General features: G+C 67.5%; 14 protein-coding genes and 3 pseudogenes. 8 read left to right on the forward strand and 9 right to left on the reverse strand.

Annotation, left to right across the window (positions count from 1 at the left end; all coding sequences use genetic code 11):
* Window positions 1-8 precede the first annotated feature (8 nt).
* Entirely contained in the window at window positions 9-1,742 is a 1,734-nt protein-coding gene (gene sucB / locus MHEC_RS09850) for a 2-oxoglutarate dehydrogenase, E2 component, dihydrolipoamide succinyltransferase (RefSeq protein WP_048892448.1), read from the reverse strand.
* Window positions 1,743-1,979: 237 nt separating this feature from the next.
* Here sucB and MHEC_RS09855 point away from each other — a divergent pair, with 237 nt between their 5' ends.
* Window positions 1,980-3,752 (forward strand): SDR family oxidoreductase, encoded by a 1,773-nt coding sequence (locus MHEC_RS09855; RefSeq protein ID WP_048892449.1) that lies wholly within the window; start codon window positions 1,980-1,982, stop codon window positions 3,750-3,752.
* A gap of 20 nt (window positions 3,753-3,772) precedes the next feature.
* Here the strand turns inward: MHEC_RS09855 and MHEC_RS09860 are convergent.
* A pseudogene (locus MHEC_RS09860) lies at window positions 3,773-4,100 on the reverse strand (aminopeptidase); the annotation flags it as partial.
* Between the two features lie 270 nt (window positions 4,101-4,370).
* On the opposite strand from MHEC_RS09860, the pseudogene MHEC_RS09865 reads away from it, so the two are divergent.
* A pseudogene (locus MHEC_RS09865) lies at window positions 4,371-4,694 on the forward strand (NAD(P)/FAD-dependent oxidoreductase); the annotation flags it as partial.
* Window positions 4,695-4,766: 72 nt separating this feature from the next.
* Here MHEC_RS09865 and MHEC_RS24125 read toward each other — a convergent pair.
* Window positions 4,767-5,036 (reverse strand): annotated as a pseudogene (locus MHEC_RS24125) (sterol carrier protein domain-containing protein); the annotation flags it as partial.
* Window positions 5,009-5,209, reverse strand: coding sequence for a DMT family transporter (locus tag MHEC_RS24130; protein WP_235434884.1), 201 nt, complete (start codon window positions 5,207-5,209; stop codon window positions 5,009-5,011). The gene MHEC_RS24130 and the pseudogene MHEC_RS24125, both read right to left, overlap by 28 nt.
* 211 nt (window positions 5,210-5,420) lie before the next feature.
* On the opposite strand from MHEC_RS24130, the gene MHEC_RS09875 reads away from it, so the two are divergent.
* The 3 genes from MHEC_RS09875 (at window position 5,421) to MHEC_RS09885 (ending at window position 8,327) form a co-directional block, all read left to right on the forward strand.
* Window positions 5,421-6,401 (forward strand): hypothetical protein, encoded by a 981-nt coding sequence (locus MHEC_RS09875; protein WP_142358683.1) that lies wholly within the window; start codon window positions 5,421-5,423, stop codon window positions 6,399-6,401.
* Between the two features lie 325 nt (window positions 6,402-6,726).
* Window positions 6,727-7,038 carry a PE family protein gene (locus tag MHEC_RS09880; protein ID WP_048892454.1) on the forward strand — a complete coding sequence of 104 codons (312 nt, stop codon included), beginning with the start codon at window positions 6,727-6,729 and terminating at the stop codon, window positions 7,036-7,038.
* A 2-nt stretch (window positions 7,039-7,040) separates the two neighbouring features.
* The gene (locus MHEC_RS09885; protein WP_048892455.1) at window positions 7,041-8,327 is read left to right on the forward strand and encodes a PPE family protein; all 1,287 of its coding nucleotides are present in this window, start codon (window positions 7,041-7,043) and stop codon (window positions 8,325-8,327) included.
* 25 nt (window positions 8,328-8,352) lie between these two features.
* Here the strand turns inward: MHEC_RS09885 and MHEC_RS09890 are convergent, their stop codons facing one another.
* Complete coding sequence (locus MHEC_RS09890) at window positions 8,353-9,888, reverse strand: leucyl aminopeptidase (protein WP_048892475.1); 1,536 nt, start codon at window positions 9,886-9,888, stop codon at window positions 8,353-8,355.
* Window positions 9,889-9,927: 39 nt separating this feature from the next.
* Here MHEC_RS09890 and gcvT point away from each other — a divergent pair, with 39 nt between their 5' ends.
* Complete coding sequence (gcvT, locus tag MHEC_RS09895) at window positions 9,928-11,025, forward strand: glycine cleavage system aminomethyltransferase GcvT (protein ID WP_048892456.1); 1,098 nt, start codon at window positions 9,928-9,930, stop codon at window positions 11,023-11,025.
* Between the two features lie 23 nt (window positions 11,026-11,048).
* Entirely contained in the window at window positions 11,049-12,155 is a 1,107-nt protein-coding gene (locus tag MHEC_RS09900; protein WP_048892457.1) for a branched-chain amino acid aminotransferase, read from the forward strand.
* Window positions 12,156-12,161: 6 nt separating this feature from the next.
* On the opposite strand, the gene MHEC_RS09905 is transcribed toward MHEC_RS09900, so the two are convergent.
* From MHEC_RS09905 to MHEC_RS09920, 4 genes are read right to left on the reverse strand one after another with little or no spacing between them, the layout of a single operon-like run.
* Window positions 12,162-12,887 carry an adenosylcobinamide-GDP ribazoletransferase gene (locus MHEC_RS09905; protein WP_048892458.1) on the reverse strand — a complete coding sequence of 242 codons (726 nt, stop codon included), beginning with the start codon at window positions 12,885-12,887 and terminating at the stop codon, window positions 12,162-12,164.
* Window positions 12,884-13,945, reverse strand: a complete 1,062-nt coding sequence (cobT, locus tag MHEC_RS09910) for a nicotinate-nucleotide--dimethylbenzimidazole phosphoribosyltransferase (RefSeq protein WP_048892459.1) — start codon at window positions 13,943-13,945, stop codon at window positions 12,884-12,886. Before cobT ends, MHEC_RS09905 begins: the two co-directional genes overlap by 4 nt.
* Window positions 13,942-14,478 carry a bifunctional adenosylcobinamide kinase/adenosylcobinamide-phosphate guanylyltransferase gene (locus MHEC_RS09915; RefSeq protein WP_048892460.1) on the reverse strand — a complete coding sequence of 179 codons (537 nt, stop codon included), beginning with the start codon at window positions 14,476-14,478 and terminating at the stop codon, window positions 13,942-13,944. The genes cobT and MHEC_RS09915 overlap by 4 nt, the downstream gene beginning before the upstream one ends.
* A gap of 28 nt (window positions 14,479-14,506) precedes the next feature.
* Window positions 14,507-15,175 (reverse strand): DUF3043 domain-containing protein, encoded by a 669-nt coding sequence (locus MHEC_RS09920; RefSeq protein ID WP_048892476.1) that lies wholly within the window; start codon window positions 15,173-15,175, stop codon window positions 14,507-14,509.
* A 147-nt stretch (window positions 15,176-15,322) separates the two neighbouring features.
* Between MHEC_RS09920 and MHEC_RS09925 the strand changes: the two genes are divergently transcribed.
* Window positions 15,323-16,399 carry a glycerate kinase family protein gene (locus tag MHEC_RS09925; RefSeq protein WP_099869422.1) on the forward strand — a complete coding sequence of 359 codons (1,077 nt, stop codon included), beginning with the start codon at window positions 15,323-15,325 and terminating at the stop codon, window positions 16,397-16,399.
* Window positions 16,400-16,410: the final 11 nt, after the last annotated feature.

A 16,410-nucleotide genomic window follows, 5' to 3' on the forward strand; every position in this document is an offset into this window, starting at 1 on the left:
AGCCTTTCCTAGAGCCCTAGGTCGGCCTCGAACGCTGCTTCCTCGAGCCGATGCTTGATGGTGGTCAAAAATCGTCCTGCGTCGGCGCCGTCGATCAGCCGGTGGTCGTAGGTCAGCGGCAGATAGCAGATGGAGCGGATCCCGATCGACTCGTTGCCGTTGTCGTCGACGACCACCCGGGGCCGTTTGACGATTGCACCGGTGCCCAGCATGGCGGCCTGCGGCGGGACCAGGATCGGCGTGTCGTGCAGCGCGCCCTGGCTGCCGATGTTGGTGATCGTGAAGGTGCCCCCAGACAGCTCGTCGGGCTTGAGGTCACCAGAGCGGGCCCGCGCGGCAATGTCGGCGATGGCGCGTGCCAGCCCGGCCAGGGACAGATCGCCGGCGTTGTGGATCACCGGCGACAACAGTCCTTGCTCAGTGTCGACGGCGAACCCGAGGTGTTCGGCGTCGTAGTAGGTGATCTCCTTGGTCTCCTCGTTGTAGCTGGCGTTGATGTTGGGGTGAATCTTGAGCGCGTCGATCACTGCCCGCGCGATGAACGGCAGGTAGGTCAGGTTGACGCCTTCGCGCTCGGCGAAAGCGGCCTTGGCCCTGTTCCGCAACGCCACGATCTTGGTCATGTCAACCTCATGGGTCTGCGTGAGTTGCGCTGTGGCGAGCAGGGATTCGCGGGTCTTTGCGGCGGTGATCTGGCGGATGCGGCTGGCTTTTTGAGTGGTGCCGCGTAAATGTGCCAGCCTGGGTGCCGGGCTCGGCGCAGCGGCGGGTCTCGCGGCCGCGGCGGCTGCGGGCGCAGCGGGTGCGGGCGCAGCGGGTGCGGGCGCCTTCTTCGCCTCTTCCCGCTGTTGGACCGCGGCGAGCACGTCCTGTTTGCGGATGCGCCCGCCCACCCCGGTGCCTTTCACCTGGGCCAGGTCGATGTTGTTGTCGGCAGCGAGTTTTCGCACCAACGGCGTGACGTACGGTGTTGCGCCGGTCGCGGGCGTCGCTGCCGGCTCGGCGGTGGGCTGGGGCTCGGGTGCGGGCTCGGCCCGCGGGGTCGGCGCCGGCTGTGGCGTGGGTTTCGCTGCCGGTTCGGGCTGCGGCGGCGGGGCCTGGGGCTCAGCCGCCGGCGCGGCACCGGTGCCGATCTTGGCCAGCTCGCCACCGACCGGGACCGTCGTGTCCTCCTCGGCGGTGATACTGAGAAGCGTGCCGGCCACCGGCGACGGGATTTCGGTGTCAACCTTGTCGGTGGACACCTCCACCAGCGGCTCGTCGGCCCGCACCGAATCGCCGACCTTCTTCAGCCAGCGGGTCACGGTGCCTTCGGTCACCGACTCGCCGAGCTCGGGCATCAACACCGGCGTGATAGCGCGTCGGCCGCCGTCGCCGCCGGAGAGCGGGGCGGCCGGCGGCGCGGGCGGTGCTTGGGGCCGGGGCTGCGGTTCCGGCTCGGGCTTGGCCGCTGTTTCCGGCCGGGTCGGCGCCTCAGCCGTGGGCTGCCCGCCGTCTCCTTCGGCGGTTTCACCGATGATCGCCAGTTCCCCGCCCACTTCGACCGTCTCGTCCTCGTGGGCGATGATCTTGGTCAGCACACCGGCGGCCGGTGACGGGATTTCGGTGTCGACCTTGTCGGTGGAGACCTCCAGGAGGGGCTCGTCGACTTCGACCGTGTCGCCTTCTTGCTTGAGCCAGCGGGTGACCGTCCCCTCGGTGACGCTCTCACCGAGTGCCGGCATCTGGACGGAGAAGGCCATCTTTGTTGACTCCTCGATCGATCGGGCGGTCGGCGTGGCTCGACCTCCGGCTTACCACACCGTCGTCTACCGGTGGTGGCACCCAACTGATGTCGAAACCATCCTGTCACTGTGGTGCTGCCGGCATTCAGCCAGGGCGCAGCGGACTGAGGCCCCGGCTTGACATAGCTGGGCGAACCGGACCAAGGTGCTTGCTACCAACGGTATTGGCTACTGGCAGGTACGGGCGGAGGTCCTATGCCAGCGTCCCAGCAACCAGCACAGCGCTTCGTCGACAGCGCCGACGGTGTCCGTATCGCCGTCTACGAAGAAGGCAACCGCGACGGCCCGGCCGTGGTGCTGGTCCACGGCTGGCCCGACTCGCATGTGCTGTGGGACGGTGTCGTTCCGCTGCTCGCCGAACGATTCCGGGTGATCCGTTACGACAACCGCGGCGTCGGCGGGTCGGCGGCACCCAAACCCGCCTCGGCCTACACGATGGCGCATTTCGCCGACGACTTCGCCGCGGTGATCGACGCCTGCAGCCCGGACCGGCCGGTGCATGCGCTGGCCCACGACTGGGGATCGGTCGGGGTCTGGGAGTACCTGGGCCGCCCCGAAGCCCGCGACCGGGTCGCCTCGTTCACATCGCTGTCCGGTCCCAGTCAACATCATCTCGTCGACTACATCGTCAGCGGCCTGCGCCGACCCTACCGCCCGCGAACCTTCGCCAGGGCGCTCAGCCAGGCATTGCGGCTGAGCTACATGGCGGTCTTCTCGATACCGGTACTGGCACCGCTTATTGTTCGACTAGCCCTGTCCAGCAAGGCAATTCGACGCCGACTTGTCAAAGGTATTCCCGGTGGGCAGGTCCACCACTCGGCGAGCCTTGCCAGTGATGCGGCCTATTCAGTAAAGACCTACCGCGCCAACTATTTTCGATCCTTCGCCGGTGCGCGGCGAGACCACTATGTCGCCGTGCCGGTTCAACTCATCGTCAACACCGAAGACCCCTACGTGCGCCCCTACGGCTACGACGCCACCGCGCGCTGGGTGCCGCGGCTGTGGCGGCGCGACATCAAGGCCGGCCACTGGTCACCGATGTCGCACCCGCAGGTGCTGGCCATGGCGGTGCATGAACTCGTCGATTTCCTCGACGGCAAACCGCCCTGCCGCGCGCTGCTGCGCGCTGAGGTCGGGCGCAGCCGAAAGTGCTTCGGCGACATGCTGGTCGCGGTGACCGGAGCCGGCAGCGGCATCGGCCGCGCCACCGCCCGGGCGTTCGCGCGCGAGGGTGCCGAGGTCGTGGTCAGCGACATCGATGAAACCGCAGCCAAGGACACCGCCGCGCAAATCGCCGCCGAAGGCGGCGTCGCGCACCCGTATCCCCTTGACGTCGCCGACGCCGACGCCGTCGAGGCGTTCGCCGAACAGCTCTGCGCCGAGCACGGCGTGCCCGACATCGTCGTCAACAACGCCGGCATCGGGCAGGCCGGTCGCTTCCTGGACACCCCACCCGAGCGGTTCGACCGGGTGCTCGACGTCAACCTCGGCGGGGTGGTCAACGGGTGCCGCGCGTTCGCCCGGCGGCTGGTCGAGCGCGGCACCGGCGGGCACATCGTCAACGTGTCCTCGATGGCCGCCTGGGCGCCCTTGCAGTCGCTGAGCGCCTACTGCACGTCCAAGGCCGCCGTGTACATGTTCTCCGATTGCCTGCGCGCCGAGCTTGACGCGGCGGGGGTGGGGCTGACCACGGTCTGTCCGGGCATTATCGACACCAACATCGTGCACACCACCCGATTCGACGCGCCGTCGTGGGCCGCTGAGCGGATCGAGGGCCGTCGAGACCAGCTGCAGAGGATGTTTTCGTTGCGGCGCTACGGGCCGGACAAGGTGGCCGACGCGATCGTGTCCGCGGTCAAAAAGCGCAAGGCGATCCGCCCGGTGACCCCGGAGGCGTACCTGCTCTACGGGCTGTCGCGGATCGCTCCGCAAGTGCTGCGCAGCACCGCGCGCGGGCGCCTGGTGTAGCCCGGGGTCAAACGTCGCCGGCCACCGCGCCCCCCCGACCTTCGGACGAACAGTGCACCGATAACGGTGATGACCCCGATCACCGTCAACGGGATCGACCACGAGCGCCGGCCCGCCAGCTCCGAATTACATTCGGCCACGTAATTGCGGTGCGGGACAAGCTGACTGACGATCGGGATGTCCGGGGGGAGTCTTGTCCTTGGCTTCCTGGAGGTTTGACGCGACGGCGTTGCCGCAACCAATGGATCCGCCACCCTCTTGGGTCACCGACACCGGTAGCAGCAGGCCGACGACACCGGCCACCAGCAGCACCGCGCCCACCAACAAGATCAACCGCCGCACCGTCACGCCCGCGCCCCTTTCCCACGATGTCAAGTAGTGCGAGGTTAGCCAATGCGGTCGACCGGTAAACGGTATTTCGCCCGAAGCCGGGCTGAGCAGCGGCCACGTCACCGTTCGACCTGCGTCGACGCAGTGTTGACCTGAGTCTGGCGCATTGTCGTCGGCGCCGTTGGGTACCCCCGCAGCAATCAGCCCGATGCGAAAGGACCTTGCCGATGACTGCCACACGAGAGCTGTCCGCGTCCCGTGATGTGCGCGCCTCCTGCCAGCAGATCTGGGTTTCGGGTCCTTGTGATCGACCGGTCCGCGCAACGCCCTTCGGATCTCGAAGCCCGTGACGCGAACCTGCATCTCGGGGCGCTCAACGGCGGAACCGCTCAACTGCAGCAGATGCTGGTCTTTCGTCCTGCCCCCGGGATGGGCCGAGCCGAAACCCCCGTCGAAGGGCTGTATCTGGGCAGCGTGTCAGCCACACCGGGAGGCTCGGTGCACGGCGCCTGCGGCCGCAACGCCGCCAACGCGGCGTTGGCGGCAGATGGCTGGACAGGCTGGCCGCGGCGCAAGCTGACCCGCACGGTTCTCTCGCTGCTGACGAAATAGCCGCGTCGAATGTGGGCTTATGCCATGCGATTTCGTCTCATGCGTGTGGCAATTCCACACTCGATGACGGTATCAGAACAGCGTGCCGCAGTACGGCACCCGCTCGGTCGCGAAGGCGGCATCCAGATTGCGCAGCGCACCGCTGCGCAATTCGGTGATGCGGTTCGCTCGGTGAAGTTCGTATGCGCGATGCGCACCCATGTAGATCGTTGCCAGCTCACCCAGCCCGAGTTTGATGTCCGCGGGCCCGTCATGCGGCGTGCATTGCCCCGCGCCGTCGCGAGTCTGCAATAGGAACCGTCCGCCCGCGACGCTCAGCGGGTCTGTGACGTCCAACACGACGGCACCAGCGCGCCCAACTGCCAGCATCGGTCCCGGAGCAGCTTTTCCAGCAACTGCACGTGCCCCACCGGTCCCTCGGTGACCCGGTGCGCTGCACGTTGCTGGACTACGTCGCCGATAGCGACGCACAGCGCAGAACCCAACGCGAGCAGAGCGCCGATAGCCAAGGCCATGAGCGGTGTCTCCGTCGATGTCGGACGCAACGTGAGCAACCGGTGCTGGTTGCCCTTTTTCCAGTCGTACCATCCGGCGGCAACCACCTAGGTGACGCATGGGCCGCCGGACGTCGATGTGGCCAGCGCGGCCGAATCGGCGATGAATTCCCGCAAAAACCGGCCATCAATTTCCCGGTGCGCCGTCGGCCGCTGACATAGTATGTCCGCGATGCCCACGGAACACATTGCCGACTCCTGCGTACTCTGGAGTGGCTTCGATCCATCGATCGTGGCTCGGAGCTATGCGCAGTTCACCGGTATCCTCGCCGGTTTTGCGTTTGTCGTCATAAACCTCGTGCTCGACCGTGCTTATCGGCGCCGCGCCGACGGCCATTCGCCGGGTGTGCGTGAGGTTGACCATGACACGTCGGTCGGAATTGCACTGGTGTGCGGATTCCTTGGTCTGTTTCTGACAGCCCTGCGATATAGCCTGCTGGCCGGCGAGCAGGGGTGCGCCCTCACCGACGGCCGAGCCGCGTCTGTAGAAGTACTAGCCGCTGTGTCGTTCGGGGCTTCCACCTATATGTTGCTTTACGCCATTGTGCAGTTTATTTCGGGTTCGGCTGGCGTGCTCACCCAACACTGCGTATTCATGCAAACGGTGCTCGTTCCCCCGATGACCGTTTTCTTTGTCGAAGCCACCCTGCCGCATCTGGCGGTCGCGCTGGGTGATCAGCAAACCCACCGGCCACTGCAGCCCTTCTGGGACAACGCAACCCAGCTTGCGATTCCCATACCGCTAGCGATCTTGATCGTCTGCGCAGCGGCATGGCTCGGTGGGGTCAAACGCCGGCGTTCGGAATCACCCACGAGCGATATCGCCCGAACCGTCCGACGGGTCATCCCATACATTACTGTCGCCATCGTCGGCGCCGTGATAATACGGTCCATTGTTTCGTTGCCTCCGACAAATCCGGCTGCGCATATCGGTGCACGCGAAGCATGGCTATGGATAGTCCTGCTTTGTGTCACAGTGGTGATTCAAAGTGCGGCCCTGTCATTTCAGAAAAGTGTGGAAGTGCCGATTCTCCCCGGGGAGAAACAAGACCTGGGCGACGACATGTTCGACATCCCGACTGGTGATCTTGATGGCTACCGTAAACCTTCAATTATGGGCCGCTGGACTCAACGGCAGCGCCGCAACAGCTAGCAGCTTTGTGACGCTTAAATTCGTTGTAAATTCGACCATTCTTCGAATATCGGGCCGCCGTTGACAATTTTGTGCAACTATCTCTGCTGACATCTCGCTTCGTCGTGAGAAAGGGAAGGGATTGACCGCATAATCGACGTCGAATTGTCAGGCTTCGATGACCACCTCGTCCGAGCCGGCCTGAAAGGTCCGACCGTCCGCCCGGATGGTGCCCGGTACTACGCCTGTCTTCGCTTCGCGGGGCAGGCGTCATCGCGCACCAACGCGTCAACGCAGCGGCGGTGCACGACCGTCCCGGAGCGGACAGTGACCCGAGAGGAAAGAAATGTCTTTCGTATCCGTCCAACCCGACATGCTCGTCACCGTTGCAGGCGACTTGGCCAGCACTGGCTCAGCCCTGAGCGCACAGAACGCGGCAGCGGCTAGCCCGACCGTCGGGATGGTTCCCGCCGCGGCGGACGAGGTGTCGGCGCTGACGGCGGCCCACTTCACCGCCCACGCCCAGAGCTATCAGGCCGTCAGTGCGCAGGCCGCAGCAATTCACGACCAGTTCGTGGCCGTGCTGACGAGCAACGCACATTCCTACGCCGACACCGAAGCGGCCAATGCAACCGCTGCTGCTCTGGGAGGTGCCTAGCGATGGATTTTGGGCTGTTCGATTTCCCGCTGTTGCCACCTGAAATCAACTCGACCCGAATCTATTCCGGTCCTGGCTCCACACCGCTGATGACGGCGGCGGCGGCCTGGGAAAAGTTGGCCACCCAGTTGCAGTCGACAGCGGCCTTCTATTCCTCAGCGATTTCGGCACTCATCAGCCAACCGTGGCAGGGCCCGGCGTCGGCGTCGATGGCGGCAGCGGCGGCCCGCTACGCGGGATGGCTGACCACCACCGCCGCCCAGGCTGAGCAGGTCGCGGCCCAGGCCGGGGCCGCGGCCAGCGCCTACGAGGCGGCGTTCGCGATGACGGTGCCCCCAGCGGTCGTCGCGCAGAATCGCGCCCAGCTCGCCTCGCTCATCGCGACAAACATTTTGGGCCAGAACACCCCGGCGATCGCGGCCACCGAAGCGCAGTACAGCGAAATGTGGGCCCAGGATGTTGCAGCCATGGAAAGCTATGCCAGTTCCTCGGCGGCAGCATCGAAGTTCACCCCGTTCACCACCCCGCCGGGAACGGTCAATTCGGCCGGCGTGGTCCGCCAGGCCGCGGCGGTCGCCCAAGCCGCTGCACCGGCCGCCCTGGGGGGTGCCAGATCACTGACCTTCCTGGAATTTGGCGAACTTGGGGGGATTGACGTCCTCGTGGGGGCCAACGTCGCCGTAGGGGCTGTCAACATGAGCGTCAGCGCAGCCAACCTAGCCAGACAGGTCAACCGGGACGCCATCGCCGACGCCAAAAACCCGCCGCCGCAGAAAGAGGAGGGCGGCGGGCTTCGGCTGGGCGGGCAAGCGAGGCTGGCCGCCCAGCCGGATGCAACCGGCAGGACGCGAGCTCCGGTCTTTGCCGGCGCGGGCCGGTCCGCTTCGATCGGCGCGCTATCGGTACCGCAGAGCTGGGCCACTCCCGTGGAGATTCGCCAACTGGCCAGGGCGTTGTCGACCAACGGCGCCGGCGCAGCGCCCGTTGTCGTAGCGGAAGATGCCGAAAACCCCTACACCGGAATGGCATTGGCGAGTTTGGCGGGCAGCGGCATGGGCGGTCTTGCCGCCCGGGGTACGCCGGCGGTCAGCACAGCTGTCGCCACGCCAGCCGCCGCGAAGCCCGCGGCCAAGGAAGCGGCGAACCCGGCGGCGCGGATAGCGGCGATCCCCACGTCGAACACCGCGGGCATCTCCACGGCAGAGATCGCCGAAAAGGTCGCGGCGACCCTGGCAGCGATGCCCGGTGCGACAGTTGTGGTGGTACCGCCGCCGCCCGCCTCCGGATAGGGCAGCGCTTCTACGCCGCTTGTCCCTAGCCGTTCTCTGCGATGTCCTCGAGGACGGCGATCATCGTGCGGGTCGGGACACCGGTGCCGCCCTTCGGGGTGTAGCCCCACGGGCTGCCGGTGTTGTATGCGGGTGTGGCGACGTCGATGTGCGCCCAGGCCACTCCTTCGGCGACGAATTCCCGCAGGTAAGTCCCGGCCACCAGCATTCCGGCGAAGCGTTGCCCGGTGACGTTCGCCAAGTCGGCCACTGTCGACTTCAAATCGTCCTTGAGTTCCTCGGGCAGCGGCATCGGCCAGCCGTTCTCGCCCACTTGCTGTGAGATCGCGGCCACCCGGTCGCGGAACTCGTCGCTGCCCATCACTCCGGGCGTGCGGGCGCCCAGCGCCACCGCCTGCGCACCGGTCAACGTCGACGTCTCGATCAGGTAGTCAGGTTTGTCCTCGCACGCACGCACGATGGCGTCGGCCAAAATCAGCCGGCCTTCCGCGTCGGTGTTGAGCACCTCACTGGTGGTACCGCCGTAGTGCGTCAAGACATCACCGGGGCGCTGGGCGGTTCCTGACGGCATGTTCTCGGCCATCGGCACCGTGGCGATCACGTCGATCGGCAACTCCAGGTGCGCGGCCAGCGCCACGGTGGCGATGACCGCCGCCGCGCCGCCCATGTCAGAGGTCATGTAGTGCATGTTGGCGGCCGGTTTGATCGAGATTCCACCCGTGTCAAAGGTGATGCCCTTCCCGACCAACGCAACCTTTTTGGCCTGCTTGGGGTTTTTCGCCAGCCGCGACCCGCGGTGGATCAGCCGGACCAGCCGCGGCGGCCGCGACGAACCCTTGCCGACTCCGATCACCCCGCCGTAACCGGCCTTCTGCAGCGCTTTCTCATCGAGCACCTCGACATCCAGCCCAGCTGATTCACCCAAAGCCTTTGCGCGGTCAGCGAATTCGGCGGGATACAGGTGGCTGGGCGGGGTGTTGACCAAGTCCCGCGCGGTCGCGACGGCGGTTGCCACAGCCGCGGCATGGCTGGCTTTCCTCTTCGCGTCCTTGTCGGTGGATAACACCGTGATCTTGCCCAGCCCGGGCTCTTTGGGTGCCGTCTTGGCGGTGCGGAACTCGGTGAACCGGTAGCTTCCCAAGATCAGCCCCTCGACCGCGGCGGCAGCATCCAGTTGCGAAAGCGTCGTGATCACCGCTTCTGCTCCGTTCAGTGCTCGTGCGGCCGCCCCCGCGGCGCGGCGAACGACGTCGGCCGGCCACTCCTCACGGGGTTTGCCCAGCCCGACCGTCAGCACACTGCCCACCGGCAATGACGGCGCTATCAGCCGGTGCACCTGCTCGGAGCCGCCCTTGGCGCCCAACGCATGCAGACTTGTCTCGATCTCCGTGACCGCGTCGGCGTCCAGGAACGGTTCGGTTGTGGCGACCGTCGCGCGTGGTCGGTCCTCATCACCAGCCGAGACCACCGGAACGATCAGCACGGACTTGCCGACGCCGCGGCGCGGCAGCGAGGAGGCGACAGCGACGGAGGGGGACTGGTAACCGGTATGTGTGCTCACGGGTTTCACCCTAACCACCGCCCGTTAGGGTCGAGTCTCGTGAGCAACGAGCTGCAGCATGGACCGCTGGAAGACCGCCACCGCGAACTCGGCGCAAATTTCGCCGAGTTCAGCGGCTGGCTGATGCCGCTGTCGTATGCCGGTACGGTCAGCGAACACAACGCCACCCGCAATGCCGTTGGCCTGTTCGACGTCAGCCATCTGGGTAAGGTGTCGGTACGCGGCGCGGGCGCCGTGCGGTTCGTCAACGCCGCGCTCACCAACGACCTGACCCGCATCGGACCGGGCAAAGCCCAATACACGTTGTGCTGCAACGAGTCCGGCGGCGTCATCGACGACCTGATCGCTTACTACATCGGCGACGACGAAATCTTTCTGGTGCCCAATGCCGCCAACACCGACGCGGTGGTCGCCGCCCTGCAGGCGGCCGCGCCCGCCGGGGTGACGATCACCAACGAGCATCGCTCGTATGCGGTGCTGGCGGTCCAGGGCCCCCGCTCGCCCGAGGTGCTCGAAGAACTGGGGTTGCCGACCCGCATGGACTACATGGCATACGCCGACGCGTCATTTTCCGGCGTGCCGGTGCGGGTCTGCCGCAGCGGCTACACCGGTGAACACGGCTACGAGTTGATGCCCCCCTGGGAATCGGCCAACGTGCTGTTCGATGCGCTGCTCACCGCCGTCACCGCCGCGGGCGGGCAGCCGGCCGGGCTGGGCGCTCGCGACACACTGCGCACCGAGATGGGCTACCCGCTGCACGGTCATGAACTCTCGGCCGAGATCTCGCCGGTGCAGGCCCGGTGCGGCTGGGCAATCGGCTGGACGAAGGAGACATTTTTCGGGCGCGACGCCCTGGTGGCCGAGAAGGCTGCGGGCCCGCGGCGGCTGCTGCGCGGGCTGCGCGCGGTCGACCGTGGAGTGCTGCGGCCCGGCTTAGCGGTGTTCGACGGGGACACCAAAATCGGGGTCACCACGTCGGGGACATTTTCTCCGACATTGAAAACCGGCATCGCATTGGCGCTGATCGACACCGACGCCGGGGTCGAGGACGGGCAGCACGTTACCGTCGACGTGCGGGGCCGCGCCCTCGAATGCGAGGTGGTGCGCCCACCGTTCGTTGAACCGAAAACCCGGTAGACGCGCATATATACAATCGCAGAATGACCAGCGGCCTCCTCGAGTTCACGGTTTTGCCCACTGCGAACCCGACGCCCGGCGAGGTACGCGAATCGATTCTGGCCGATCCGGGTTTCGGCAAATACCACACCGACCACATGGTGTCGATCGACTACACCGATGGCCAGGGTTGGCATGATGCGCAGGTCATTCCGTACGGCCCGGTTGAACTCGATCCGTCGGCGATCGTCCTGCATTACGCACAAGGAATCTTCGAAGGGCTGAAGGCCTATCGCTGGGCCGACGGGTCCATCGTGTCGTTTCGCGCCCAGGCCAACGCCGCCCGGATGCGTGCCTCGGCGCGGCGGCTCGCGATCCCGGAATTGCCCGACGAGCTGTTCATCGAATCCCTGCGCCAGCTGATCGCCGTCGACCATGACTGGGTGCCCTCCGCCGGCGGCGAGGAGTCGCTGTATCTGCGGCCGTTCATCTTCGCCACCGAGCCCGGACTAGGGGTTCGCCCGGCAAAGCAGTACCGCTACCTGGTGATCGCCTCCCCCGCGGGCGCCTACTTCAAGCACGGTATCAGGCCGGTTACCGTGTGGGTGTCCACCGAGTATGTGCGGGCCGCCCCGGGCGGCACCGGTGCGGCCAAGTTCGGTGGCAACTACGCGGCCTCGTTGGTGGCTCAGGCCCAAGCCGCCGAACACGGTTGCGAGCAAGTGGTGTGGCTCGACGCCGTCGAACGCCGCTACATCGAAGAGATGGGCGGAATGAACATCTTCTTCGTGTTCGGCAGCGGCGCGTCGGCGCGGCTGGTCACCCCCGAGCTGTCCGGCTCATTGCTTCCCGGCATAACACGAGATTCGTTGCTGCAGTTGGCTACCGATGCGGGCATCGGGGTCGAGGAACGCAAAATCGACATCGACGAGTGGCAGAAGAAAACCGCTGCCGGCGAGATCACCGAGGTGTTCGCCTGCGGCACCGCGGCCGTCATCACCCCGATATCGCACGTGAAATACGGCGACATTGAATTCACCGTCGCCGACGGCGAACCCGGCGAAGTCACCATGGCGTTGCGCGACACGCTGACCGGAATCCAGCGCGGCACTTTCGCCGATACCCACGGCTGGATGGCGCGCCTTGGCTAACCACCCCTAAACCGCGGCCAGCAGCACCGCGGTCACCGTGGTGGTCGCTTCAATCGCGGCCCCCAGCACATCGCCGGTGATGCCGCCGAAACGGCGCACACAGTGCGCCACCAGCCCGGCACCACCAAGCAGAGCGGCCAACACCGCGACCGGTCCCTGCCAGCGCGACGAACCCGCCCACAGCGACGCCACCATTAGCACCACGATCCACGCCGTCACGGCCACGGCGGGCTGGGTCCCCGCGACCGAGGCCCCCAGGGTGCTGCCTTGGGCCGCGGGCACCGATCGGCGACAGGCCAGCACGGCGGCAACCCGGCCGGCGCAAACCGCCACCACGATCGCGGCCGGGCTCAACGCCGAAAAGGCAAGGCCGTCCAGCGCAATGACCAACACGACGGCGACCACGCCCAGCGGCCCGGTGCAACCGTCACGCATCACCTCGAGCGCCCGCGGCGCGGGCCCGTAGCAGCCCAGACCGTCGGCGGTGTCGGCGACGCCGTCGATGTGCAGACCTCGCGTCGCCGCCACCAGGCAGGCCACCGCGAGAAACCCGGGCAGCGGGCCGGCGGAACCGAACGCCAGCGAGCCAACCCAGGTCACCGCAGCGGCCAGCACACCCAGCACAGCGCCGACCACCGGCAGCGCGGTCATGGCGCCGCGGCCCAGCGGGCGGCTACCCATCCCGGGCAGCACCGTTTCGAACGCGAAAGCTGTTGCCAGCGACCGAATCACGAGACCTCGTGGACAGCATCGGTGCGGGTCGCGACACCGGCTGAAGAGAACGTCGCCATCGACGACAGCGCGGCCACGGCGGCGCGCAGCACCGGCACCGCCACCGCCGCGCCGGTGCCCTCGCCGAGCCGCATCCGCAGATCCAGGATCGGGTCCAGGCCCAGCTGCGCCAGCGCCAGCGCGTGAGCCGGTTCGGCGGAGCGGTGAGCAGCCTGCCACCACAACCGCGCACCCGGTGCCAGGCGCTCGGCGACCAACGCGGCAGCTGTCACCGTCAGCCCGTCGAGCAATAGCGGCGTGCGGCGCACCGCGGCCTGCGCGCAAAACCCGGCGATCGCCGCAAGATCCGCCCCACCGCAACACCGCAGCAACCCCACCGGGTCGGAGAGGACCGGCCCAGCCCGAAACAGGGCATCGCGCACCGCGGCTGTTTTGCGCGCCCAACCGGCGTCGTCGATTCCCGTCCCGTAGCCGACTACGGCAACCGGTTCGGCGCCGGTCAGGGCAGCCACCAAAACCGTTGCCGGGGTGGTATTCCCAATACCCATATCGCCGGCGATGAGCAGATCGGCTCCGGCGTCGACCTCTTCGTCGGCGATTTGACGTCCCGCCTGTATTGCCGCGGCGGTCTCCTCGTCGGAAAGCGCGTCCCGCACCGCGATGTTGCCGCTGCCACGGCGCACCTTGTGGGCGCCGATCCGTTCCGACAGCGGGTCAGCGTCGACGGCCAGGTCGGCGACTCGCACGGTCGCGCCGGCGATCTGCGCCACCGCATTGATCGCCGCGCCGCCGGCATCGATGTTGGCGACCATCTGCGCGGTCACCCGGGGCGGGTATGCCGACACACCGTATTCCGCGACGCCATGGTCACCGGCAAACACTACCACCCGGACACGCTCAAATTGGCTTGGCGGGCAACGACTTTGGCATGACGCTATCCACACCGACAGGTCTTCCAGGCGCCCCAGGGAGCCGGGCGGTTTGGTCAGGGTGTCCTGCCGGACTCGCGCGGCCGCGGCGGCCTCGGCATCCGGGGGCGGCACCGTCGGGAAAGTCATCGGGTCGCCACCTTGATCGGCAGCGGCTGGCCGGCCACCAGCAACACCACCCGGTCGCAGAGCGCGGCCAGGCGCTGGTTGAGGGCCCCCAGCTCGTCGACGAAGCGACGGCCGGATGCGGTGGTGGGCACCAGGCTCAATCCGACCTCCGAGCTGACCAGCACCAGTGGCGCGCGGAACGCACGCACCGCGGCGACAACTTCTTCGACGTCGACCACCACGGATCCGGTGTTCCAGGCGCGCTCGCGATCCAGTGTGGCGGTCAGCCAGCCGCCGATATCGTCGACCAGCGTCGGAATGTCCGGCGACTGCCGCAAACACGTGGCGATGTCATCGGTTTCGACAGTCGACCAGTGGGCGGGTCGACGGCTGCGGTGCTCGGCTACCCGGCGCGACCAGTCCTCGTCGCCGTCCCCGGCCCCGCCGGTGGCCAAGTAGCGCACCGGTTGGTCAGGCGGCACGGACTCGGCGATGGCGGCCTCCGCCCACCGGGACTTGCCGGACCTGATTCCGCCGAGCACAAGGGTCCGCACGGTAGATCAGTGGGCTTTCCAACGACGGCTAGACAACACGGCTGCCGCGGGTGACCTGAGGCCGGGGTGCTCGCATCCGGCGCAGCTGCGAGGCCCGGCCGAATGCGTACCAGCCGAGCTTCCAGCGGCTTTCGGTATTGTCCGGGAACTTCTCGTCGACGCGCTTGGCAACCTTGCGGCCTAACAGGATCCCGTCGATCGCCATGATCACGATCAGGACCATCATCGCCGGCGACATGTAGATCTGCAGCTGCGGGACCGCGAGCATGATGAACAGCAGGCCCAGGGTGGCCGGCATGAACAAGCCCAGCGCGTTGCGGCGGGCGTCCACCACGTCGCGGACGAATCGGCGCACTGGACCCCGGTCGCGGGGCAGCAAGTACGCTTCTTCACCGGCCATCATCCGTTCCCGCCGCTCCGTCATCTGAGCCCGTCGCGCTGCCTTGTCCGCCCGGCGTTCCTCCCGGCTGAGCTTCGGGCCGGCCAAGGCTTTGCGGCGGGCGCGGGCTTCCGCGGCGGTCATCGGGGCGGGCACGACCGGGCCGCGGCGACGCGCGGTGTCGCGTTTGGGCGTGGGCCGTCCCTTGGGTGCAGTGGTCCGGGAACGGCCGGGCGCCGGGGCCGCGAGATCGCTGGCCACCACCGACTCGGCGTCGCCCGGTGCGCCGCCGTTGGCTTTCTTACCGCCCAGCTTCACAGTGGTCAGGTTACTTCGCGGGTGCCTGTACTGTTGAGCCGCACCGGCGGTCATGCGCCGCCGCGCGCGCGGCCATACGCTTGCTGAATGAGTCGCTCCGGGGCCGACTTGCAGGGCGGCGCGCCCACCGGAACCGACGTGCCGCCCTTGCGGCTGCTGATCGCCCCCGACTGCTACGGCGACACCCTGACCGCCGTGGAGGCCGCCGCGGCCATCGCCACCGGGTGGAGCCGGATCCGTCCCGGTGATCACGTCACTATCGCGCCGCAGTCCGACGGCGGCCCGGGCTTCGCCGAGGTGCTGGCCGAGCGGGTGGGGGAGCTGCGCCGGGTGCGGGTGCGTGGTCCGCTGGACGCCCACGTCGACGCCGCCTGGGTGTTCGACGCGGCAACGGCGACCGCCTACCTCGAAAGCGCGCAGGCCTGCGGGTTGGGGCTGCTCGGCGGACCGCCTACCCCGCAGACCGCGTGGTCGGCCCACAGCAGGGGAGTCGGCCAGCTCATCGTGGCGGCTCGGGATGCCGGCGCGACGCGGATCGTGGTCGGGCTCGGCGGCAGCGCCAGCACCGACGGCGGGCGCGGGCTCGTGGAGGAACTCGGCGGGCTGGCGGAGGGGAGGCGGCTACTGGCGGATGTCGAGTTGATCGCCGCGACCGACGTCGACTACCCGTTGTTGGGTCCATGGGGTGCGGCACGGGTGTTTGCGGCGCAAAAGGGAGCCGACCCGGCAACCGTGGCGGCACTCGAAGAGCGCCTCGCCGAGTGGGCGAGCCGACTCGACGCGGCCGCCGGCCGGCCGGTCAGCGCCGAATCCGGTTCAGGTGCGGCGGGCGGCATCGGCGCCGCCCTGCTCGCGCTGGGCGGACGGCGGGAATCCGGTGCGGCCATCATCGCCCGGCACACCCATTTAGCCGATGACATCGCCGCCGCCGACCTGGTTATCACCGGGGAGGGCCGGTTCGACGAGCAGTCGCTGCACGGCAAGGTAATCGGTGCGCTGGCCGCTGCCGCGCGCGCCCAAAAGGTGCCGGTGCTGGTGCTGGCCGGCCAGGTCCGACTGGACGGTTATGCACTGCGCTCAGCGGGCATTTTGGCCGCCCTGGCCATGGCCGATTACGCGGGTTCGGTGCGGCTAGCGTTGGCGGATGCGGCCAATCAGCTCATGGGCCTGGCGAGCGAGGCCGCGGCGCGACTCGGGAATAGCGCCACAACAAGGTACCTTTGATTAAGTGGGTT

It is taken from the genome of Mycobacterium heckeshornense (assembly GCF_016592155.1).
Lineage (GTDB): Bacteria > Actinomycetota > Actinomycetes > Mycobacteriales > Mycobacteriaceae > Mycobacterium > Mycobacterium heckeshornense.